This window comes from Achromobacter sp. JD-1 (assembly GCF_038594925.1).
In the GTDB taxonomy this organism is placed as follows: Bacteria; Pseudomonadota; Gammaproteobacteria; order Burkholderiales; family Burkholderiaceae_B; genus Achromobacter; species Achromobacter spanius_C.
On the sequence record NZ_JBCGCS010000009.1, the window covers coordinates 75,687 to 97,952 of the forward strand.

The window sequence follows — 22,266 nt, forward strand, 5'->3', positions numbered from 1 at the left end:
GGCGTCTGCGGCCAGAGCGGCGGGCCGGGGGCGCTGCCCTGGCTAGCGTGGGAGTCGCGTCGCGGTTAGCGGGAATTCGTGTCGCGTCAGTGGCGCGCTTGCGCGGCGGCCAGTTCCTGCGCCAGGCGGCGGACGAGGTCAGCCGTGGATTCGCGCCGGGCCAGCGGCGCGGCCTGCCCCGCCCACAGGGACAGAACATTGACGTTGCCCGCCTTGCCGCCTTCGGTGCGCATCGGGCGGGTCAGGGCGTTCTGCAGGGGATACGGCAGGATGTCGGCCGCGATGGCGTCCGCGTCCTGCATGAAGGCGTTGGCGATGCCGCGCGCGGGGCGGCCCGAAAACGCCCGCGTCAGGCGCGATTGCTCCGAGCGCGATGCCGGCAGCACGGCCTTGTAGGCGTCGCTGATACCGGATTCGTCTGTCGTCAGAAAGGCCGTCCCCATTTGCGCGGCCTGCGCACCCAGCGCCAGCGAGGCAGCGATGCCACGGCCATCCATGATGCCGCCGGACGCAATCACCGGCACCGACACCGCGTCCGCCATCTGCGGCACCAGCGCCATGGTGCCGATCAGCGACTGCTCGAAGCCGTCCAGGAACGTGCCGCGATGCCCGCCCGCTTCCGCGCCTTGGGCCACCACGGCGTCCACCCCGTCTTGCTCCAGCGTGACCGCTTCGCGCACCGTGGTGGCGGTGCCCACCGTCAGGATGCCCAGTTCGCGGCATCGCGCCAGGACATCGGGGGCGATGCGGCCGAACGTGAAGCTGAAGACGGCGGGGCGCAGCCGCAGGATGGCGTCGATCTGGCCGGGCAGCGGATCCGCCTGCGGGCCTGGCATGGTCGGGGCCGGCAGGCCCAATTGCGCGTGGTAGCGGGCCATCAAGGCCAGCATCCGGTTGGCATCGCCCAGCATGGGCTGGTCCGGCACGCTGGCGAACAGGTTGATCGCGAACGGCCGGTCCGTTCGGGCGCGGATGCCGTCCACTGCGGCTTCAATCTGCGCCGGGCTCATGTAAGCCGCCCCGAGCGATCCCAGAACCCCCGCCTTGGATGCCTCCGACACCAGCTCCACCGTGGTGGCGCCGCCGGCCATGGGCGCCTGGATGATGGGATGGTCCAGCTTCAGCAGATCAAGCAGACGGGGGGACATGGGAAGACTCCTTTAGGTTATTGAAGCTGGATGTTTCCAGCCTTGATGACGTGGGCCCACTTCTCGGTTTCGCTCTTGATGAAGGCCGCGAATTCCTCGGGCGTGCCGCCGCCGGCCTGGCTGCCGGTGTCGGCAATGGCCTTTTGCACATCCGGCTCTTTCAGGATGCGATTGAACTCGGCGTTCAACTTGGCGATGATCGGCGCGGGCGTGCCGGCGGGGGCGACGATGCCTTGCCAGTTATAGGACTCGAAACCCGTCAAACCCGATTCGGCCATGGTCGGCACATTGGGCAGCACGGCCAGGCGCTTGGCGGACGTGACGGCAATGGGGTGGATCTTGGAACCCTGGATGGCCGGCAGCGCGGAATAGCCCATTTCGAACATCATCGAGATATGGCCGCCCATCAGGTCAGTGGCGGCCAGGCTGCCGCCCTTGTAAGGCACGTGCACGATGTCGATCTTGGCTTGTTCCCGGAACATTTCGCCCGACAGGTGATGCGCGCCGCCCACGCCGGACGAGCCGAACGACAGCTTGCCGGGTTGCTTCTTGGCCAGCGCGATCAGGTCGTCCAGCGTCTTGACCGGCAGCTCGTTGTTCACGCTCAGCACCAGCGGGCTGGTTTCGATCAGGATGATCGGCGCCAGATCCTTTTGCGGGTTGTAGGGCATGTCCTTCATCAGCGTCGGGTTGACCGCCATCGGCGCCAGGTTGCCGGTGCCGATGGTGTAGCCGTCCGGCGCGGCCTTGGCGATCAGGCTGGTGCCGACCACGCCGCCCGCGCCCGCCTTGTTTTCAACCACGATAGGCTGCCCCAGCGATTCGCCCAGCTTGCGTGCCAGGAGGCGCACGCGCGTGTCGGCAAAGCCGCCGGGAGCGTAGGGCACGATCATCGTGATGGGCTTGGCGGGCCACTCGCCGGTTTGGGCGTGGGCGGCGCCGCTGAAGGCGGCAGCGGCCGACAGGGCGGCAATCAGGGGGCGCAATGCTTTCATGCTGGGTGACTCCTCGTTCTCTTCTCTAATGTGTACAGCCCTTGGGGCCGATCGCATTATGCCCAGCGCCTTCGCCTTCTGTGGGGATTTTTCCCAAACGCCATGCCGACAGCGCCAGCAGCGCCGCGCCGCCGCCCAGCACCTGCGGCAAACCCGCGCCCCAGTGGCCGGCCCATGACGCCAACAAGGGTCCCAGGATCTGGCCGGCCGCGAAGGCGGCGGTCATGACGGCGGCGGCACGCGCAGCGGCCGCGCCCGCCGTGCGCCGCGCCGTCAGCATGCCGGCCTGGGTGATCACCATGAAGGTGCCGCCTACCAGCAGCGCGGCCACGATCACGGCGGCGATGTGCTGCCATAGCGCCGCGGTCAGCATGCCCGCGGCCATTAGCGCCTGGGCGGCTTGCCATACGCGCTTTTCGTCGCGACCGCGCGCCAGGCGGGGCACCAGCAGGCAAGACACCGCCGCGGCCAGGCCAAACAGCGGCCAGGCCCAGCCGAAGATGGCGGGGTTGGGGATAAGCTGCTTGGCCATCGCGGGCAGGAACGTCGCGGGAATGATGTAACCCACGCCGAACACGCCGTAGTGCAGCGCCAGCCAGGGGGTGGTGCGGGGCAGGCGGGCGGGTGGTGCGACGGTCGGTGTGTTTGGAGCGATTGCAACGTTTGCAGCGCTCGGCGCAAATGCAGCGTTTGGGGCGATTGCGGCGTTCGCAGCGCTTGGGGTGTTCGCAGCGTATGCGGCGCTCGGGGCAATTGCAGCGTTTGCTGCGTTTGGCGCGGTCGGTGCGGTTGGCCGATTCAGGCCCGGCCAAGCCATGGCGGACAGCGCCAGTGTCAGCGCGCCCAGCATCAGCCAATTGCCGTCGGCCCCCACCTGCCCGGCCATCAGCACCAGGCAGGCCAGCCCCGTCAGCGCGATACCTGCGCCTACCCCGGCGTAGGTCAGCGCCGCCGTGGCGGCTTCGCGCGGGTCTCCCGTGGGCACGGCGCGGCTGGAGGCCACGCAGATGAAGGCGCTGGCGCTGGCGTAGCCGGCGGCCAGCCGCAGCCCGCACCAAACCGCCACATCATGCGTAAGCGGCATCGCCAAGGTCAAAAGCGCCACGGCCAGCAGGCTGATGGCAAGCTGGGCGCGGACGTGGCGCACCGGCCAGGCCACGGCGGCCAGCGCACCCAACAGGTAGCCGGCATAGTTGGCCGATGCAATCCAGCTTCCCTGGGCCAGCGACAGCCCGCCTTCCTGCGCCATCAGCGGCCACACCGGCGTGAAGGCAAAACGGCCGATGCCCATGGCGGCGGCCAGCGCCAGCGCGGCTGGCCACGCCAGGCTGAGCGCGCTGCGGGAATCGAAAGTGGAAGGGTAAGCAGGCGTTGACATGCGTCCACTCTACGGCTGTACTTATATCTTTAATAGTGAATTATTAAGAACATAGGTTCTTGAAATGAGAAACTTGGATCTCGACGCCTTGCAGATTTTCAAAGCGGTGGCCGACCAGGGCGGCGTGGCGCGGGCCGCCGCGCACCTGAACCGGGTGCAGTCGAATGTGTCGACGCGCTTGAAGCAGTTGGAGGCCTCGCTGAACGCCCCGCTTTTCAGGCGCCAGAATCGCCGGCTGGTGTTGTCGGACCAGGGGCGCGTGCTGCTGTCCTACGCTGACCGCCTGCTGCGCCTGTCAGACGAAGCACAGGCCGCCGTGCGCAATGGCGCGCCACAAGGCGTGCTGCGCATCGGCACCATGGAAAGCACGGCGGCCGCGCGCTTGCCGCCCATTCTGGCGGCCTATCACGCGGCGTGGCCGCAAGTGGGCATTGAACTGGTCACCGGCACGTCGGGCGCGTTGGCGGCCAAGGTGCGCAACTACGAGATCGAAGCCGCCTTCGTGGCCCAACCGTTTCCCGACGAGGGCCTGGCGGCCATGGATGCCTTCGATGAAGACCTGGCGTTGATTTCACCGCTAGCCTGGGGCGACATCGACGGCGCGCGCGACGTGGGCGGCCGCACGGTGATCGCGTTTGCCGCGGGGTGTTCGTATCGGCGCATCCTGGAATCCTGGCTGAACCACGAAGGCGTGGCGCCGGGGCGAGTGATGGAGTTTGCGTCGTATCACGCCATCGTGGCGTGCGTGGCAGCGGGCTCTGGCGTGGCCATCGTGCCGCGTTCGGTGTTGGCGGTGCTGGGGGCGGAGCATGCCGTCCGCGTCAGTGCGCTGCGCGGCCCGTACGGGCAGGCGCGCACGCAGTTGGTCTGGCGCGCGGATGACGACACGCCCGCATTGCAGGCCTTGCGTCAGCAGTTGCAGTCTGAAGGCGATTGATCTGCATGCGGGTTGCGCGGCATGTTGCGCAACCCATCCCGCCAAGGTTCAGAAGCGGTAGCCCACGCCCAGCGTCGCCACCCACGGGTCGATGCGCGCGGTGCCGATGTGCTGGCCGTCCAGCTTCACCTTCGACTTGATGTCGATGTAGCGGATGTCCGCGTTCATGAACCAGCGTTCGTTGATCTTGAAGTCCGCGCCCAGTTGCGCGGCCACGCCCCAGGAATCTCCCAACTTCAAGTCCGATCCCTTCAGCGCGCCTTCAGCCTGGGTGTCGAAGAAGTGCGTGTAGTTGATGCCGACGCCGATGTAAGGCTGGATCATGCTGTCCGGCAAGATGTGCCATTGCAGGCTCAGCGTGGGGGGCAATTGCTTGCTGGACCCAATCTTGCCCAGGCCGCTGCCGCTGACGTCATGCTGGAACGGCCAGGCGCCCAACAGTTCGATGCCAATGTTGCGCGTCACCATGTAGCCCAGCGTGAAGCTGGGGCGCACGTTGTTGTTGACGTCCAGCTTGACGCTGCCATCCAGTACGGTGCCGTTATTGGAAGAGGGACGAACCTGCGTGACGCCCACCCGGAACAGCACGTCGCCTGCTTCATGCGCGTGGGCCGGGGTGGCAAACCCGCCGGCGGCGATCAGTCCAGCGATGGCGGCGGCACGGATACGCCCATTCAACGAAAACATTTTTGTTCTCCGATCTTTCCATGAGGGTGAGGCCACAGGTTCTCAGACGTGGCGCCCGGCCCGCTTGACGTGTATCAAGCCGTTAAAAGATGCGGATCGCGCCGTGGCGGTATGGCAACAGGAGCGTCGCGACGCGCCGTAGGATGGGTGTAGCGCGAGAGATTTCAAAAAAAGAACGCCAACGCCAATCGCGCGAAACCCATCAAGCAACGCCGGGTTCTTCTGAAAGAGCAGCCACATTGCGAGCGTTGCATGATGGGTTGCGCGCGTTGGAGGGCAGCGTTCTTCTATCGTTTCACCCGCGCTTCACCCATCCTACGCCCAGCCTGCAACGCCATCAGATGGCTGCGTCGCCACGCGGCAACAGCCGCTTCGCGAACACACCGTAGGATGGGTGCAGCGCGCACGATTCAAAAAAAGAACGCCACCGCCGATCGCGCGAAACCCATCAAGCAACGCCGTCAGGTGGCCGCCCAAATAGCATTCGCCGCCTTGGCGCTACGGCGCGAAGGCGGCGAATGGGTGTTGCAGAGCCTGAGGATCAGCGCGGCAGTTCGCTGCTGCCCATCAGGAATTCATCCACCGAGCGCGCGCATTGGCGGCCTTCGCGGATGGCCCAGACCACCAGCGATTGGCCACGGCGCATGTCGCCCGCCGCGAAGACTTTTTCCACGTTGGTGCGGTAGTCATCGGTGTTGGCGCGCACGTTGCCGCGCCCGTCGCGATCCACGCCGAAAGATTCCAGCACGGTCTGCACCGGCGACACAAAGCCCATGGCCAGCAGCACCAGGTCAGCCTTGATCTCGAACTCCGAGCCCTCGACTTCGCGCATCTTCATCTGGCCGGTGGCGTCGTCTTTGAACCACTCGACGCGTGCCCCGACCAGCTTTTCGACCTTGCCGTTGCTGCCCTTGAGCAGCTTGGTGGTCACGGACCAGTCGCGCTCGCAGCCTTCTTCGTGCGACGACGATGTGCGCATCTTCAGCGGCCAGTACGGCCACGTCATGGTCTTGTTTTCGGATTCGGGCGGTTGCGGCATCAGCTCGAATTGCGTGACCGAGGCCGCGCCATGGCGGTTGCTGGTGCCCACGCAATCCGAACCCGTATCACCACCGCCGATCACGACCACGTGCTTGCCCTTGGCCAGCGTCTGGTTGCTCAAGCGGTCACCCGCCACGGCCTTGTTCTGCTGGCGCAGGAAGTCCATGGCGAAATACACGCCCGACAATTCACGGCCCGGAACCGGCAGGTCGCGCGGCGTTTCCGAACCGCCCGTCATGACGATCGCGTCGAATTCCGCCTTCAGCGATTCCGGCGTGCGCACCGTCAAGCCATCGGCCACGGGGTCTTTCGGGTTGCCGATGTAAGTAGACGGCGCGAACTCCACGCCTTCCGCTTCCATCTGCGAAATGCGGCGGTCGATCTGGTGCTTTTCCAGCTTGAAGTCGGGGATGCCGTAGCGCAGCAGGCCGCCGATGCGGTCGCTCTTTTCGAACAGCGTCACCGAGTGGCCGGCGCGCGCCAGTTGCTGCGCGCACGCCATGCCGGCGGGGCCGGAGCCCACCACGGCGACCTTCTTGCCCGTCTTGCGGGCCGGCACTTGCGGCGCCACCCAGCCTTCTTCCCAGCCCTTGTCGATGATCGCGTGTTCGATGGACTTGATGCCCACGGCGTCGCTGTTGATGTTCAAGGTACAGGCGGCTTCACACGGGGCCGGGCAGATGCGGCCGGTGAACTCGGGGAAGTTGTTGGTGGAGTGCAGCACGTCCAGCGCGCGGCGCCAGTCCTGCTTGTACACCAGGTCGTTCCAGTCCGGGATGATGTTGTTGACCGGGCAGCCGTTGTTGCAGAACGGGATGCCGCAGTCCATGCAGCGCGCGGCTTGCTGCTTGGCCTGGTCATCGGTCAGGTGCAGCACGAATTCGCGCCAGTTCTTCAGCCGCTTCTGCGGGGCCTCGGAGGCCTCCTGCAGACGCTGAAATTCCATAAAGCCAGTAATCTTTCCCATGGTATTCCTCACGCAGCCAATTGTTGCTGATTGGCCGCACGCCACATTTCACCCAATGCGCGACGGTAGTCCGTCGGCATGACCTTTACGAATTTGCCGCGCGAGGCTTCCCAGTCGCCCAGGATTTCGCGGGCGCGGTAGCTGCCGGTGTAGCGGAAGTGGTCTTCCACCAGGCGGCGCAAGATGGTTTCATCCGTCTCGCGTTCGCCACCGCGCTGCGCGCTGTGCCAGATGTCGATGTTGTTCAGCGCTTGCTGTTCCGCATGCGGCGCCACGCTTTCCAGTTCCACCATGGACAGGTTCACGCGGTGCTTGAGCGTGCGTTCCGGGTCCCACACATAGGCCACGCCGCCCGACATGCCGGCCGCGAAGTTACGGCCCGTGGCGCCCAGCACCACGACCGTGCCGCCCGTCATGTATTCGCAGCCGTGGTCGCCCGTGCCTTCCACAACCGTGGCCGCGCCCGAGTTACGCACCGCGAAACGTTCGCCGGCCACGCCGTTGAAGAACGCTTCGCCCGCCAACGCGCCGTACAGCACGGTGTTGCCGGCAATGATGTGGTCGGGGCCGAAGCCGCGGAAGTCGTTGGGCGAGCGCACGATGATGCGGCCGCCCGACAAGCCCTTGCCGACGTAGTCGTTGCCTTCGCCCACCAGGTCCATCGTGATGCCGTGCGCCAGGAACGCGCCGAAGCTTTGGCCGGCGGTGCCGTTGCACTGGATGTGGATGGTGTCGTCGGGCAGGCCGTCGTGGCCGTAGCGCGAGGCCACGGCGCCCGACAGCATGGCGCCGATGGTGCGGTTGCGGTTGCGCACCGGCACGATGAACGACACCTTCTCGCCACGCTCAAGCGCGGGGCGGCTGCGTTCGATCAACTGGTGGTCCAGCGCGTTGGCCAGGCCGTGGTCCTGCTCTTCGGTCTGGCGCACGTCGGCATCCGACTGCGTTTGATGGAACACGCGGGCGAAGTCCAGGCCTTGCGCCTTCCAGTGTTCCACGCCCGAACGCATGTCCAGCAGATCGGCGCGGCCGATCAGGTCGTCGAACTTGCGAATGCCCAGCTGCGCCATGATTTCGCGCACTTCTTCGGCGATGAAGAAGAAGAAGTTCACGACGTGTTCCGGCTTGCCCTGGAATTTCTTGCGCAGGACGGGGTCTTGCGTGGCCACGCCCACCGGGCAGGTATTCAGGTGGCACTTGCGCATCATGATGCAGCCTTCCACCACCAGCGGCGCCGTCGCGAAACCGAATTCATCGGCGCCCAGCAGCGCGCCGATGACGACGTCGCGGCCGGTCTTCATCTGGCCGTCGGCCTGCACGCGGATGCGGCTGCGCAGGCGGTTCAGCACCAAGGTCTGCTGCGTTTCGGCCAGGCCCAGTTCCCAGGGCGTGCCCACGTGCTTGATGGACGACACCGGGGACGCGCCCGTGCCGCCGTCATGGCCGGCGATCACAACGTGATCGGCCTTGGCCTTGGCGACACCAGCGGCCACCGTGCCCACGCCCACTTCGGACACCAGCTTGACCGACACCGAGGCCTTGGAATTCACGTTCTTCAGGTCGTGGATCAGTTGGGCCAGGTCTTCAATGGAATAGATGTCGTGGTGCGGCGGGGGCGAAATCAGGCCCACGCCCGGCACGGAATAGCGCAGCTTGGCGATGTATTCCGACACCTTGTGGCCGGGCAACTGGCCGCCTTCGCCGGGCTTGGCGCCCTGGGCCATCTTGATCTGGATCTGGTCGGCGGACGACAGGTATTCGGCGGTCACACCGAAACGGCCCGAGGCCACCTGCTTGATCTTCGAACGCAGCGAGTCGCCCTTCTTCAGCGCAACGTCGGCTTCGATACGGTCCGAACCGAGCAGCGAGGCCAGCGTGTCGCCGTCCTTGATGGTGCTCTTGCCTTCGCGCATTTCGGCGCGGTAGCGCAGTTCGTCTTCGCCGCCTTCACCGGTGTTGGACTTGCCGCCGATGCGGTTCATGGCCACGGCCAGCACCGAATGCGCTTCGGTCGAGATCGAACCCAGCGACATGGCGCCGGTGGCAAAGCGCTTGACGATGTCCTTGGCAGGTTCCACATCATCCAGCGGAATGGCGCGCGTCGGGTCGAAGCGGAACTCGAACAGGCCGCGCAGAGTCATGTGACGACGGCTTTGGTCGTTGATGATCTGCGCGTATTCCTTGTACGTGCGGTAGTTGTTGGCGCGCGAGGCGTGCTGCAGCTTGGCGATGGAATCCGGCGTCCACATGTGCTCTTCGCCGCGCACGCGGTAGGCGTATTCGCCGCCCGCGTCCAGATCGTTGGCCAGCACCGGGTCGGTGCTGAAAGCAGCGCGATGCTGGCGCAGCGCTTCTTCGGCCACCTGGAAAATACCGATGCCTTCGATGTTGGAGGACGTGCCGGTGAAGTACTTGTCCACCAGCTTGCTTTGCAGGCCCACGGCTTCGAAGATCTGCGCGCCGGTGTACGACATATAGGTCGAAATGCCCATCTTGGACATGACCTTGTTCAAGCCCTTGCCGATGGCCTTGATGAAGTTCTTGACCGCCTTTTCGGGGTCATTCATCTTGCCCAGCGATTCCAGCGCCAGGTACGGGTGGATGGCTTCGGCGCCATAACCGCCCAGCAGCGCGAAGTGGTGCACTTCACGCGCGGAACCGGTTTCCACGACCAGGCCGGTGTTGGTGCGCAGGCCGGCGCGGATCAGGTGCTGGTGCACGGCGGACGTTGCCAGCAGCGCGGGGATGGCCACGCGCTCGCTGTCGACCAGGCGGTCAGACACGATCAGGATGTTGTAGCCGCTTTGCACGGCATCGACGGCGCGCGCGCACAGCGCGGCCACGCGGGCCTCAATGCCCTCGGAGCCCCAGGCGGCGGGGTACGTGATGTCGAGTTCGAAGCTGCGGAATTTCTTGCCCGTGACCTGTTCGATGTCACGGATCTGCGCCATGGCGGCGAAGTCCAGCACCGGCTGGGACACTTCCAGACGCAGCGGCGGGTTGACGTTGTTGATGTCCAGCAGGTTGGGCTTGGGGCCGATGAACGACACCAAGGACATCACCAACTGTTCGCGGATGGGGTCGATGGGCGGGTTCGTGACCTGCGCGAACAACTGGCGGAAATAGTTGTAGAACGGCTTGGCGCGGTCGGACAGCACGGCCAGCGGGGCGTCATTGCCCATCGAGCCGATCACTTCCTCACCGGTGGACGCCATGGGTTCCAGGATGAACTTGTAGTCTTCCTGGGTCCAGCCGAAGGCTTGCTGGCGGTCCAGCAGCGACACGGCCGACTGCGTGGCAACGGCGGTCTGGCGCGGCGCGGGCAGCGATTCCAGCTTGATCTGCAGGCGCTCGATCCATTGGCGGTACGGGCGGCTATTGGCCAGTTGCAGCTTGATTTCGGCGTCGTCGATGATGCGGCCTTGTTCCAGGTCGATCAGGAACATCTTGCCCGGCTGCAGGCGCCACTTCTTGACGATGCGATTTTCCGGAATCGACAGCGTGCCGGCTTCGGACGCCAGGATGACCATGTCGTCATCGGTGACCAGATAGCGGGCGGGGCGCAGGCCGTTGCGGTCCAGCGTGGCGCCGATCTGGCGGCCATCGGTGAACGCGACGGCGGCGGGGCCGTCCCACGGCTCCATCATGGCGGCGTGGTATTCGTAGAACGCGCGGCGCGACTCGTCCATCTGCGTGTGCTGTTCCCAGGCTTCCGGGATCATCATCATCATGGCGTGGGCCAGGGAATAGCCCGAATTCACCAGCAGTTCCAGGCAGTTGTCGAACGTGGCGGTGTCCGACTGGCCTTCATAGACGATGGGGTACAGCTTCTTCAGGTCGTCGCCCAGCACGGCCGATTGCATCATGCCTTCGCGGGCGCGCAGCCAGTTGAAGTTGCCCTTGACCGTGTTGATTTCGCCGTTGTGGGCAATCATGCGGTACGGGTGGGCCAGCGGCCAGGCGGGGAACGTGTTGGTCGAGAAACGTTGGTGTACCAGCGCCAGGGCGGACACCGTGCGGGGGTCGGCCAGATCGCGGTAGTAGCGGCCAACCTGGTCGGCCAGCAGCAGGCCCTTGTAGACCACGGTGCGAACCGATGCCGACGGCACGAAGTATTCCTTGCCGTGGGCCAGATGCATGGCCTGGATGGCGTGGCTGGCGGTCTTGCGAATGACGTACAGCTTGCGTTCCAGCGCGTCCGGCACCATCACGTCGGCGCCACGGCCGATGAACAATTGGCGGATGACGGGCTCGCAATCGCGCACCGTGGGCGACATGGGCATGTCGACATCCACCGGCACATTGCGCCAGCCCAGCACGACCTGGCCTTCGGCACGCACCGAGCGTTCAAGCTCTTGCTCGCAAGCCAGGCGCGAGGCGGTTTCCTTGGGCAGGAACACCATGGCCACGCCGTATTCGCCCGGAGGCGGCAGGATGATGCCTTGCTGGCCGAGTTCGTCGCGATAGAGCGTGTCGGGGATCTGGATCAGGATGCCGGCGCCGTCGCCCATCAGCTTGTCCGCGCCAACCGCGCCGCGGTGGTCCAGGTTTTCAAGGATCTTCAGGCCTTGCTGGATGATCGCGTGGCTTTTCTTGCCCTTGATGTGCGCAACGAATCCAACGCCGCAGGCGTCATGCTCGTTCTTGGGGTGGTACAGACCCTGGGCCGCGGGCAGACCGATGCGGGACGCATCGATAGGGGTGGCCTTGGGCGTGGGACAGGATTCGATCGGGGTAATTTGGGGCATGGCGCGCTCCGCAGTGAGCCTGCGTCGTAATGTTGCAGTGCAGGAGACGGACAATACCCCCACCGAGGGTAGGGTGCAATAAAAACAAACAGGGTATGACCCTATTTATATTGATGATCCATCATAGGGCATTAATATGGGGACATATTAAGGTCCGCGCCATTCCTGGGGCGATGCGCAGGGGTGAGCGCGAGGCGATCCGAGTCTGCACCAAAATCGATCTTTTTCGAATAATGCGTCCCCATTTTTTGGCGCGCATGTGCGCCATCGCCTGTGGCGAAAAATGCACAGCCGGGGGCAGTCCAGGTCCACAAAGGGCGTCAAATAAAAACCCGCCAGGCAGGCGGGTTTGGAAATTCAAGAAGTTGCCGGAGGGTTGTTGCTGGGCGGCGGGGTCGCGGGCGAATCCGATTCCGTTGCAGCGGCGGGTTTCTTGCGCGGCCGACCGCGCTGGCCCGGTGCCACGCGCCGGCTGGCGGTATGCGCCAGGCTGGCAATGAAGCTGGGCCCGCCCAATGCCCACTGGCCGGATACAGCTTGATCAATGCGCTGGGACTCTTCCCGCGACAAGCCGTCTTGCAAGCGTTTGCGGTAGTTGGCTTGACGGTCGAAAGGCGTGTTGCCGCAAGCCCAGTAGTCCGCGTGGTCGGACTGCCATTGCGCGGGCGCGGCCGTGGTGTTGCCGGTGTGGCTGGCCGCCGAGGACCATGGCCATGAATCAGGATCTTGCGAGGCGCCGCTGCGCACGGGATACGTTTCCAGCCAGACCAGCGCCGGCAGCACCCAGGCGCCCGGTTCCAGCAAGGCGGACCGGTAACGCCCCGCGAAGACCCGGCCACCGCGCAGGCGAGCGGCCAGGTTGCGGCCCAGCGTCTGCATCAACCGAGGCAAACCTTCTTCGTCGGCGGGAGTGGCCAACAGCAGGATGCGGTCGTTGGCCAACAGCCAGCCGTGGACAGACACTCGATGGCGTTGAGCGGATTCGCCCAGCCAGGTGGCCAATTGGTTCAGGATGTCGGCGGGCGCGGGTTGAGACGGCGCGGCCAGCGGCGAAATGAAGTTGGCCTGCACCAGTTGGGGCAGCCCAGGGGCGTACAGACGGGGCAGACGGGCCATAGTGTCAGGGCTTGCGTATCTGGAAGAACGGGTTGTCTTCGCTCACGGTATATAAATAGTGCCACGATGGGCGCTGGTCAAGTACCGCGATCACAATATGGGCACGGAATCGCTTTTTTTTGTCGTCCGGCCGGTATGCAGCGCAGGTTAACATTCGGCGACGGAACGTCGTACCGTGGATATACCCTAACCCGTCTTCGCTTTTTCATCCCCCCGACCGGAGAACGTCCATGCCCGTGGCCCTGGAGCTCATTTCCCAGCATCGCTGCTTTGGCGGTACGCAGCGCTACTACCGCCATGAGTCCGCCCAGATCGGCCTGCCCATGCGCTTTTCGGTCTTCGTGCCGCCCCAAGCCGAGCAAGGCCCCGTGCCCGTGCTGTTCTTTCTGGCAGGCCTGACCTGCACGGAAGAGACGTTCATGATCAAGGCCGGGGCACAGCGCCTGGCGGCGGAATTGGGCGTGATGCTTGTTGCGCCAGACACCAGTCCGCGCGGCGCCAACGTGCCTGGCGAAGACGAAAGCTGGGATCTGGGCACTGGCGCGGGCTTCTATGTGGATGCCGTCACGCCAGCGTGGCGCGACCACTACCGCATGTACAGCTACGTGACCGAAGAACTGCACGCCATCGTCACGGGCGGCACATTGCCGGGCGATGCGTCGCGCACCGGTATTTTCGGCCACTCCATGGGCGGCCACGGCGCGCTGGTATTGGCGCTGCGCAACCCGGGCAAATTCCGTTCGGTGTCGGCCTTTGCGCCGATCGCCGCGCCCAGCCAGTGCCCCTGGGGCAAGAAGGCATTCGGCGCCTACCTGGGCGACAACCCCGCCGACTGGGCCGCGTACGACGCTGCTTCGCTGATGCAGGGGATGAAACAGCCCTTTCCGGGCGGCATCCTGATCGACCAGGGAGAATCCGACCAGTTCCTGGCCGAGCAGTTGTATCCCGAGGTGTTCGAATCCGCCTGCGCCGCCGCCGGCCAGCCACTCACCCTGCGCCGCCAGCCCGGCTATGACCATGGCTATTACTTCATCTCGACCTTCATCGAAGATCACATCCGGTTTCACGTCGAGCGGCTTGGAAAACCGGCAGGGTGAAAGCCCGCTTCTATACTGGGTAGCCTGCCGCGGCAGGCTCGCGGCGCTCTGGGCGCATCGGGCTATCAGCCGTGGTGCGCTATATAGGAACGCCTGACTTGATCAACGGTATTGCTCCCTTCGTCTGGATTCTTCTGGGCGCCCTCGTCGTCCTGCTGCCCGGCCTTGTCATGCTGCTGAGCCGCGGCGGCCCGCGTGACGAGCGCGGCCGCAAGATGTTCCAGTTTCGTCCGGTACGCCGCCTGTTCGGCCTGATGCTGGTCTTGCTGGGATGTGTTTCCGGGCTGCTGGCCTTGTCGCTGGTGCAGTTTTACAAGCTGACTACGGACGAATCCGTGGCCCGGGTCGAAATTCGCCAACAGGCCGAAGGGCAGTTTCAGCTGACCGCCACCGGGCCGGGCACGGAGCCCAAGCAATACGTGCTGTATGGCGACCAATGGCAGATCGACGCCCGGGTCGTGCGGTGGAAGCTGCCGGCGCTGATGGCGGGCGTGCCGCCGTTGTATCGCCTTGAACGCTTGTCCGGCCGCCACAGCGACATCGCGCGGGAAGCGACTGGCACGCGGTCCGTCCATGCACTGGACGATTGGCCCGCACCCGATCTCGGATCCCTGAAGAAGAGTTTTCCGAACTGGTTCCCCTTCGTCGACGTCCAATTTGGTAGCGCCGCCTACATGCCGATGTTCGACGGCGCGAAGTACCAGGTGTTCATGGACCCGCGCGGCGCCTTGTTCATCCGGCCGGATGGAGAGGCCACGGCAGAGGGTTTGAAGCGTCTGGGCTGGTAGCGCCTTTTGGCCTGATCGGTGCGTCAGAAAAAATGGGGACGCGCCATAAACTTGAAACTTTGACGCGGCGCAATAGTCGTATTAGCACTCCCTTTACTAGAGTGCTAACATCGAATCCATGTCGCTATCCCCTCGCTTTCCGGAGACCCCCGCTATGAAGCAACCCAGTACCTCGTTGGCCGCGTCTGGCAACGCTCTGGCGTTGGCCATTGCCAATCCGGGCGCACTTGGCACGATCGACGCTTATATTTCTACCGTCAACCGCTTGCCCGTTCTGTCGGCCGAGCGTGAAACCGAGCTGGGCCGTCGCCTGCGCGACCAGGAAGACCTGGGTGCCGCGCGCGAACTGATTCTTTCGCACCTGCGCCTGGTGGTGTCGGTGGCGCGCCAGTACCTGGGCTATGGTTTGCCCCACGCCGACCTTATCCAGGAAGGCAACGTTGGCCTGATGAAAGCCGTGAAGCGTTTCGACCCGGAGCGCGGTGTGCGCCTGGTGTCGTTTGCCGTGCACTGGATCAAGGCCGAAATTCACGAATACATCATCCGCAACTGGCGTCTGGTCAAGGTGGCCACCACCAAGGCCCAGCGCAAGCTGTTCTTCAACCTGCGCAGCATGCGTCCCGACGGCCAGACGCTGGACCCCGACCAAGTCGACCACATCGCCAGCGAACTGAACGTGCGCCGCGAAGATGTCAGCGAAATGGAAGTGCGTTTGTCCGGCCGCGACATGTCGCTGGAAAACCAGGATGACGATGACGACAGCTATGCGCCCATCGCCTACCTGTCCGACGACGGCCGCCAGGAGCCCACGCGGGTGCTGGAACGCGCCGCGCGCGACCAACTGCAAAGCACTGGCCTGACCAGCGCGCTGGATGCCTTGGACGCCCGTTCGCGCCGCATCGTTGAAGCGCGCTGGCTGCAGGATGATGGCGGCGCCACGCTGCACGAACTGGCGCAAGAGTTCGGCGTGTCCGCCGAACGCATCCGCCAGATCGAAGCCGCGGCGCTAAAGAAGATGCGCGGCAATCTGGCTTCCTGATTCGGTTCCCGATCGGCTGGCTGATATCTGACTCGGGCCGCGCAAGCGGCCCTTTTCTTTGCCCAGCGTTTCCGCGTGCCACCCTGCCAATAACGGCGCCAATAAATTGATACAAATTCGCCGGCAAATTTCGGGCTCTTGCAGAAACTTAATAAAGAGAGCGCCGCCTAAGTTCATGTAGACCGCGAACTTTAGCTAGTTTGCAGTCTTGCCATCCGTCTCGGCTTCTCCTCTTTCCCCTCCCCTATGAGACGGATGCTTGCGGGGCACCACATATATTCATATATCTGGTGCCCCGATTTTTATGCGGCTTGCGCGTCGTCCGGCGCCAGCGCCGTATGCCACAACGCGTCCTGCACGCGACGCACGCCCGTGGCCATTGATCCATCCTGATAGAGCTTGATCCAACGGTAGCCTGGCGCCAGGTTGTCGACCACATGCTTGCCGTCGCGAATGCTGAACTGGAAGCAGGTCGATGGCGTGGCCAGCATGCGCAGGTTGTGGCGGCGGCGGTCGAATTCATGATGGACGTGGCCCCACAGCAGTACGCGCGCCTGCGGCCAGCGCGTCAGCCGCTTGAACAGCGCCTGCGGGTTGTCGATCATCATCGAGTCGTGCCAATGGCTGTCGATCTGCATGGGGTTGTGATGCATGGCAATCAGGGTGTGACGTCCGGGCTCGGCCGCAAGCGCCGCTTCCAGCATGTCCAACTGGCTGTCGGACAAGTGGCCGGCATTGGAGCCAGGGACCGTGGTGTCCAGAGTCACGACGCGCCAGGCGCCCACATCCGTCACGGGCACTGACCATTGCGGCAGTTCTTGCCGCATCACGGCCGGCTGGTCGTGGTTGCCGGGCAGGCAACGGATCTGCGCACCCGACAAACCGCCGGCTTCACCCAAAATCGCTGCAAAGCGCCGGTAGGCGGCGGCCTCGCCGTCTTGCGACAAGTCGCCCGTGGCCAGGAGCAGGTCGGGCCGTTTGCCGTCGGCTTCAATCTGGCGCAGCACCGCGCGCAGGCTCGCGTCGGTATTGACGCCCAGCATCGCGGTGTCGGGTTCGCCGAACAAATGGCTGTCGGTCAACTGGACCAGCATGGCGGGCGCGTCGTGACGGCGGGCCAGAGAGTGGACGCGTGGCAAGTGCCGCTCCTGCGTAGTTTGTACGTTTGCACATTACCCAAAAAACAGGGCGCGGCGCGTATCAGCCGCGGCACCTAGGGTAACGAAACGTGCATTCTCTACGATTCCCTACAGTTTCCTAGCCTGCCTCACTGAAAAATGCCGCTATTCTTGTCGCACCTCTCACTGCTCGGGACGTGGCAATACCCATGGATGTAGGATTTCTCGTATTCGGCTTGGCCGGATTGCTCACGCTGGTTTGCTTTATGCCGCCGCTGGCTGGCCGGCTCAAGCTGCCCTATTCGGTATTGCTGGCTATTGTCGGGTGTTTGCTTGGCATCATCATCCACGTCCATGGTTGGGCACCCAGCTGGATCGCTGATTTTCTCGATTCACTGGAACGCTTCGAGATTTCGTCCGAAACCTTCCTGATGGTGTTCCTGCCGGTGCTGTTGTTCGAGACCGCGCTGGCCATGAATGTGCGCCGCCTGATGGACGACATCGGCCCCATTCTGATGATGGCGATTGTGGCCGTGGTGGTGTGTACCGTGGTGGTCGGGGTGACGCTGGACGCGATTTCGCCCTACGGCCTGGTGGTCTGCCTGTTGTTGGGCGCCATTGTGGCCACGACGGACCCGGTCGCCGTGGTGGGTATTTTTCGAGAAGTGGGCGCGCCCAAGCGGCTGACAACGCTGGTCGAAGGCGAAAGCCTGTTCAACGACGCCGCGTCCATCGCCTTGTACTCCGTGCTGCTGGCCGTGCTGAGCGGCCATGGCGAACTGACCGTCAGCGGCATTTTCAACGATTTCATCGTGCACTTTATCGGCGGCGGCGTCGCGGGCTTTGCGATGGGGCGGCTGGCCTGCTTTCTGTTCGCCTGGCTGCGCGGCTTTCCCACGGCCGAGATCACGCTGACCTTGACGCTGGCCTACCTGTCCTTCTTTATCTCGGAACACTATCTGAACGTGTCGGGCGTGGTGGCCACCGTGATCGCGGGCCTGGTCGTGGGCTCCACCGGCCGCACGCGCATGTCGCCCACCACCTTTGAATACTTGTCCAGCGCCTGGGGACAATTCGGCTTCTGGGCCAATTCCCTGATTTTCCTGTTCGCGGCAATGCTGATCCCCAAGCTGATGGCGGCCGCGGATTGGCAGGAACTGCTGTTGGTGGCCGTGGTGTTCGTCGCGACCCTGGTGGCGCGCGCGATCGTCGTCTTCGGCCTGTTGCCCCTGCTGGGGCTGACGCGCCTGGGCACCAAGGTCAGCAACCCGTACAAGGTGGTGATGCTGTGGGGCGGACTGCGCGGCGCCGTGTCGCTGGCGTTGGCGCTGGCGGTGACCGAGCAGACCGGCGTGCCGGAAGAGGCGCGCCAGTTCATCGCGGTGGCAACCACCAGCTATGTGCTGCTGACGCTGTTCATCAATGGCATCAGCCTGCGGCCCTTGATCCGCATGCTGGGCCTGAACCAACTGTCGTCGGTGGAGCGCACCATCCGCAACCAGGCGCTGGCTGTGGCGTTGGAAGACCTGCAGGACAAAACCGATGAAGTGGCCAAGACCGAGCACATCGGCAATGAAGTGCGCGACCGCATCCGCGCCGTGTTCGACGCCAGCCTGACCAGCGTGCACGACGGCCAGGTCAGCCAGATGAGTGACGAGCAGCGCGTAGCCGTGGGCCTGGCCATCGTGGCGCAGCGCGAAGAGGAAATGTTTTTCGACATCCTGAAGGCGCAGATCGTGGACTGGCGCATGGCCGAGACGCTGCTGGCGCGCGCCGAGCGTCTGGAAGACGCCATCCGTCTGGGTGGCGTGCCTGGTTTTGAGCGCGCCATTGTGCAGGACGTGCGCTATTCCACCGGCTTCCGGCTGGCGCTGCGCATGCATTACCTGTTTGGTTTCCAGGGCTGGCTGGCGCGAGAGCTGGGCCAGCGCTTCGCCAATCTGATGAGCAAGCGCTCCGTAGCGCAACGGCTGATTGTGTTCGCGCGGGAACAGATCACGCCTTTGCTGGGCGAAGAGGCGACCCAGCGCATTGTGGCCTTGCACCAGCGCCGGCTCGACCTGATCGAAAACGCCCTGCAGGCGCTGAACCTGCAATACCCAGCTTATGCACAATGGCTGCAGGAAAGCTATCTGGGCCGCGTTGCGCGTGAACTCGAGCGTATTCGCTACCGCGACATGCTTGAGCAGTTTTTGATCAGTGGGGAGGTTTACGCTGACCTGATGGCGCAGTTGAAAAGCCGCTGGGCGCATATCGACTCGCATCCGCCGCTGGATATCGAGATGAGCGCGGCCGAGCTGATCAAGCGCGTGCCGTTGTTCGAGGGGCTGTCGCCGGATTCGCTGCGTGCCATCAGCAAGCTGCTCAAGCCGCGTCTGGCGCTGCCCGACCAGCGCGTGCTGACGCAAGGCCGGCATGGCGAGGAAATGTGCTTCGTGGCGTCGGGCGCCGTGGCGGTGCATCTGCCCGACAACACCCTGATCGAGCTGGGCAGCGGCGAATTCTTTGGCGAACTTGCCCTGCTGGGCGAAAAGAACATTACGCCGGAGGTCACGTCGTTGGGCTATAGCAAGCTGTTGATGCTGTCGTCGCGCGACTTTCATGCCTTGCTGGCCCGTGACGAGAATCTGCGCGAACGTATCCAGGTCGTGGCCAAGCAGCGCTTGCGCGCGATCGAAGTGTGGAAGCAGTTTTCTCAGGCGGCGCAGGCGGCGCCCGCCGCAACGCCCGCCCCCGCCTCGGCCCCAAGCCCGGCGCAGGCGGCGGAAGCGGCCGAAGCCGCGGGCGTGGCGCGAGAACTGGATGAGCCGGCGACCGATGCGCCGGGAACAGCGTCCCGCTGATTCAGATCTGGCCGGCGGCCTGGCGTTGCATGATGTCTTCGACGATCACCAGCGCCGCCTCCAGCGTGAACTCGCCGTCGGCGATCTGCCGCAGCACGGTGGGCACGTCGACGGTGGCGATCTCCATGACTTCACCGTCGCGGTTGGCGGGCCGCACGCCGGGCGCCAACACGCAGGTGCTGGTCAGCACGTCTTCCACCTGATAGCCCTCGGGCAGCCGACGATGTATGCGCAGGATGGTGCGCAACGGCGTGCGGTTGACCAGGTCAGGTGCGTCCAGGCCCGCTTCTTCGCCGCATTCTCGCACCAGCGCCAGCTCAAGGTCTTCGCCACTGCCGGCCAGGCCGCCCACCAGTGTGTCCCACATACCGGGATCCGTCGACTTGCTGAGCGCGCGCCGCGCCACCCACATGCGACCGTCCGGGGTCCAGGCGTTCAGGTGCACCGCGTGGGTCAGCAGGCCCAGGGGGCGAACCGCCGCGCGCTCGATGACGCCCAACGCGTCGTCGCCATCCATCACGTCCAGCAGCTCGTCGCGCCAGCCGCGCAGGCAGTTGGCTTGGCGCAACAGTTGCGCGGTATTTTCCAGCACGGCGTTCAGTGCGGCGCCGGGGCTAAGGTGCGCGCCGATGTGCAGCGCGGCGTCGTCGCAGACGATGCCGGGCGCATCGCGCAGTGCGTCGCAGGCGGCATGCGTGGCCCAGCCGCAGCGGCGGCCCGCTATATATAAAGCGTGCGCGCCTTCGGGGGCGGCTTCCTGCGCGCGGGCGCACAGGTCGGCATACAAGTCGGGCAACTGCTTGGGCATCGTGGCGTGTGGTGATGAGGTTGCCGACGATTTTATGCCACACGGTTTGGCGTGCGCGTCAAGGGCCGAAGCTTGGGGCGGCGCAGATGGGGGCGAGGCCTTTTTATTCAAGAGCCCTGTCTTACATCTATTTGCGTGTCCGCTATAATCCGCCAGTTTCTTTGTGATTTCGAGTGGGAACGCGGGGGCCGCTCTATCTCCCTGCTTAACCCTGCCATCTAATAATTGCGCGTAGTCCTGTTGAAGTGACACTCGTGCCACTAGGCGACAAGGGCCCTCGCGCCGTGTTTCGAGGTAAGCATGAAGAAGTGGAGAGGGATACTGGGGGCTTGTGCGATGCTGATTGGCAGCGTGGCCGGTGCTCAGGTGCAAGACATGCCCGGCGGCCCGAAGGTCAATCAGCTCAACCTGCATGAAGGTGTGACCGCGATTTCGCGCGACATCATGTGGCTGCACTGGCTGTTGCTCACGATCTGTATCGTGATCTTCATCGGTGTGTTCGGGGTGATGTTCTATTCCATCTGGGCGCACCGCAAATCTCGCGGGCACAAGGCCGCGACGTTCCATGAACATCTGGGCGTGGAAGTCGCCTGGACGGTCATCCCTTTCATCATCGTCATCGCCATGGCCTTGCCGGCCACCAAGACGGTGGTGGCCATGAAGGACACCTCAAGCGCCGACCTCACCATCAAGGTCACCGGCTATCAATGGAAGTGGGGCTACGAATACCTCGACGGCTCCGCCGCCGGCGTCAAGTTCCTGTCCACGCTGGCCACGCCTCGCGCACAGATCGAGAACCGCGAGCCCAAGGGCCAGTTCTATCTGATGGAAGTGGACAACCACATGGTTGTGCCGGTGGATAAAAAGGTCCGCGTCGTTCTGACCGCGGCCGACGTCATCCACTCCTGGATGATTCCCGACTTCGGCGTCAAGCAGGATGCCATCCCTGGTTTCCTGCGCGACGCCTGGTTCCGTGCCGACACCCCGGGTATCTACCGAGGTCAGTGCGCGGAACTCTGTGGCAAAGACCACGCCTTCATGCCCATCGTTGTCGAAGTCCTGGCGCAAGCCGACTACGATAAGTGGGTTGAAGACCAAAAGAAGAAGATGGCGGCAAACGCCGACGATCCCAATAAAGAGTGGACGGAAGCCGAACTGGTTGCCCGTGGCGAAAAAGTCTTCGCCGCCAATTGCGTAGCCTGTCACCAGGCCAACGGCAAGGGCATTCCGGGCAGCTTCCCACCGCTTGACGGAGACAAGGTTGTTCTGGGTCCCCAAGCGGCCCAGATCAACACCGTGCTCAAGGGCAAGCCCGGCACCGCCATGGCGGCATTTGGCGGGCAGCTCAATGATGTCGAGATCGCAGCGGTCATCAGCTATACACGCCATGCCTGGAGCAATGCAGGCAAGGGGCAGGACCCGACGGTTCTACCGAAGGACGTTGCGGCTGCGCGCTGATCGCGCACCCCACGCCTACACCGATAGAACCGGTTCCGTTTAGTTAGAGATACCCTGCCGGTCCCGTGGATCGGGGCCGGCACTCAGCAGGAAGGAGT

General features: G+C 64.3%; 15 protein-coding genes. 6 read left to right on the plus strand and 9 right to left on the minus strand.

Annotated elements, in window-relative coordinates; all coding sequences use genetic code 11:
- Positions 1-86: 86 nt before the first annotated feature.
- From WBR68_RS15800 to WBR68_RS15810, 3 genes are read right to left on the minus strand one after another with little or no spacing between them, the layout of a single operon-like run.
- Positions 87-1,148: an NAD(P)H-dependent flavin oxidoreductase gene (locus WBR68_RS15800; protein ID WP_230694693.1), complete on the minus strand. Its 1,062-nt coding sequence runs from the start codon at positions 1,146-1,148 to the stop codon at positions 87-89.
- Between the two features lie 17 nt (positions 1,149-1,165).
- The gene (locus tag WBR68_RS15805; RefSeq protein ID WP_127183149.1) at positions 1,166-2,143 is read right to left on the minus strand and encodes a Bug family tripartite tricarboxylate transporter substrate binding protein; all 978 of its coding nucleotides are present in this window, start codon (positions 2,141-2,143) and stop codon (positions 1,166-1,168) included.
- A gap of 25 nt (positions 2,144-2,168) precedes the next feature.
- On the minus strand, positions 2,169-3,521 hold the full coding sequence (locus WBR68_RS15810; protein WP_230694694.1) for a YbfB/YjiJ family MFS transporter: 1,353 nt from the start codon (positions 3,519-3,521) through the stop codon (positions 2,169-2,171).
- Positions 3,522-3,585: 64 nt separating this feature from the next.
- Between WBR68_RS15810 and WBR68_RS15815 the strand changes: the two genes are divergently transcribed.
- Positions 3,586-4,458, plus strand: coding sequence for a LysR family transcriptional regulator (locus WBR68_RS15815; RefSeq protein ID WP_230694695.1), 873 nt, complete (start codon positions 3,586-3,588; stop codon positions 4,456-4,458).
- A 48-nt stretch (positions 4,459-4,506) separates the two neighbouring features.
- Here the strand turns inward: WBR68_RS15815 and WBR68_RS15820 are convergent, their stop codons facing one another.
- The 4 genes from WBR68_RS15820 to WBR68_RS15835 form a co-directional block, all read right to left on the minus strand.
- A complete protein-coding gene (locus WBR68_RS15820; RefSeq protein WP_050449652.1) occupies positions 4,507-5,145 on the minus strand; it encodes an OmpW/AlkL family protein in 639 nt (212 codons plus the stop codon).
- Positions 5,146-5,686: 541 nt separating this feature from the next.
- Positions 5,687-7,153 carry a glutamate synthase subunit beta gene (locus tag WBR68_RS15825; RefSeq protein ID WP_230694696.1) on the minus strand — a complete coding sequence of 489 codons (1,467 nt, stop codon included), beginning with the start codon at positions 7,151-7,153 and terminating at the stop codon, positions 5,687-5,689.
- Positions 7,154-7,161: 8 nt separating this feature from the next.
- On the minus strand, positions 7,162-11,901 hold the full coding sequence (locus WBR68_RS15830) for a glutamate synthase-related protein (protein ID WP_050449649.1): 4,740 nt from the start codon (positions 11,899-11,901) through the stop codon (positions 7,162-7,164).
- A gap of 357 nt (positions 11,902-12,258) precedes the next feature.
- The gene (locus tag WBR68_RS15835; protein ID WP_050449648.1) at positions 12,259-13,017 is read right to left on the minus strand and encodes a hypothetical protein; all 759 of its coding nucleotides are present in this window, start codon (positions 13,015-13,017) and stop codon (positions 12,259-12,261) included.
- Positions 13,018-13,247: 230 nt separating this feature from the next.
- Here WBR68_RS15835 and fghA point away from each other — a divergent pair, with 230 nt between their 5' ends.
- The 3 genes from fghA to rpoH all read left to right on the plus strand — a co-directional run bounded on the left by fghA (position 13,248) and on the right by rpoH (position 15,941).
- On the plus strand, positions 13,248-14,114 hold the full coding sequence (fghA, locus tag WBR68_RS15840; protein WP_050449647.1) for an S-formylglutathione hydrolase: 867 nt from the start codon (positions 13,248-13,250) through the stop codon (positions 14,112-14,114).
- A 98-nt stretch (positions 14,115-14,212) separates the two neighbouring features.
- Positions 14,213-14,902 carry a hypothetical protein gene (locus WBR68_RS15845; protein WP_230694697.1) on the plus strand — a complete coding sequence of 230 codons (690 nt, stop codon included), beginning with the start codon at positions 14,213-14,215 and terminating at the stop codon, positions 14,900-14,902.
- Between the two features lie 154 nt (positions 14,903-15,056).
- A complete protein-coding gene (gene rpoH, locus WBR68_RS15850) occupies positions 15,057-15,941 on the plus strand; it encodes an RNA polymerase sigma factor RpoH (RefSeq protein ID WP_050449645.1) in 885 nt (294 codons plus the stop codon).
- Between the two features lie 302 nt (positions 15,942-16,243).
- On the opposite strand, the gene cpdA is transcribed toward rpoH, so the two are convergent.
- Entirely contained in the window at positions 16,244-17,080 is an 837-nt protein-coding gene (gene cpdA / locus WBR68_RS15855) for a 3',5'-cyclic-AMP phosphodiesterase (protein ID WP_050449644.1), read from the minus strand.
- 188 nt (positions 17,081-17,268) lie between these two features.
- Between cpdA and WBR68_RS15860 the strand changes: the two genes are divergently transcribed.
- A complete protein-coding gene (locus WBR68_RS15860; protein WP_230694698.1) occupies positions 17,269-19,902 on the plus strand; it encodes a cation:proton antiporter in 2,634 nt (877 codons plus the stop codon).
- Position 19,903: 1 nt separating this feature from the next.
- Here the strand turns inward: WBR68_RS15860 and WBR68_RS15865 are convergent, their stop codons facing one another.
- The gene (locus WBR68_RS15865) at positions 19,904-20,710 is read right to left on the minus strand and encodes an NUDIX hydrolase (RefSeq protein WP_050448187.1); all 807 of its coding nucleotides are present in this window, start codon (positions 20,708-20,710) and stop codon (positions 19,904-19,906) included.
- 300 nt (positions 20,711-21,010) lie between these two features.
- Between WBR68_RS15865 and coxB the strand changes: the two genes are divergently transcribed.
- Positions 21,011-22,168: a cytochrome c oxidase subunit II gene (gene coxB, locus WBR68_RS15870; RefSeq protein ID WP_050448186.1), complete on the plus strand. Its 1,158-nt coding sequence runs from the start codon at positions 21,011-21,013 to the stop codon at positions 22,166-22,168.
- Positions 22,169-22,266 lie beyond the last annotated feature (98 nt).

Coding starts and splice junctions, on each gene's coding strand:
- WBR68_RS15800 (WP_230694693.1), bottom strand. CDS start 1,148: ATGTCCCCCCGTCTGCTTGATCTGCTGAAGCTGGACCATCCCATCATC.
- WBR68_RS15805 (WP_127183149.1), bottom strand. CDS start 2,143: ATGAAAGCATTGCGCCCCCTGATTGCCGCCCTGTCGGCCGCTGCCGCC.
- WBR68_RS15810 (WP_230694694.1), bottom strand. CDS start 3,521: ATGTCAACGCCTGCTTACCCTTCCACTTTCGATTCCCGCAGCGCGCTC.
- WBR68_RS15815 (WP_230694695.1), top strand. CDS start 3,586: ATGAGAAACTTGGATCTCGACGCCTTGCAGATTTTCAAAGCGGTGGCC.
- WBR68_RS15820 (WP_050449652.1), bottom strand. CDS start 5,145: ATGTTTTCGTTGAATGGGCGTATCCGTGCCGCCGCCATCGCTGGACTG.
- WBR68_RS15825 (WP_230694696.1), bottom strand. CDS start 7,153: ATGGGAAAGATTACTGGCTTTATGGAATTTCAGCGTCTGCAGGAGGCC.
- WBR68_RS15830 (WP_050449649.1), bottom strand. CDS start 11,901: ATGCCCCAAATTACCCCGATCGAATCCTGTCCCACGCCCAAGGCCACC.
- WBR68_RS15835 (WP_050449648.1), bottom strand. CDS start 13,017: ATGGCCCGTCTGCCCCGTCTGTACGCCCCTGGGCTGCCCCAACTGGTG.
- fghA (WP_050449647.1), top strand. CDS start 13,248: ATGCCCGTGGCCCTGGAGCTCATTTCCCAGCATCGCTGCTTTGGCGGT.
- rpoH (WP_050449645.1), top strand. CDS start 15,057: ATGAAGCAACCCAGTACCTCGTTGGCCGCGTCTGGCAACGCTCTGGCG.
- WBR68_RS15860 (WP_230694698.1), top strand. CDS start 17,269: ATGGATGTAGGATTTCTCGTATTCGGCTTGGCCGGATTGCTCACGCTG.
- WBR68_RS15865 (WP_050448187.1), bottom strand. CDS start 20,710: ATGCCCAAGCAGTTGCCCGACTTGTATGCCGACCTGTGCGCCCGCGCG.
- coxB (WP_050448186.1), top strand. CDS start 21,011: ATGAAGAAGTGGAGAGGGATACTGGGGGCTTGTGCGATGCTGATTGGC.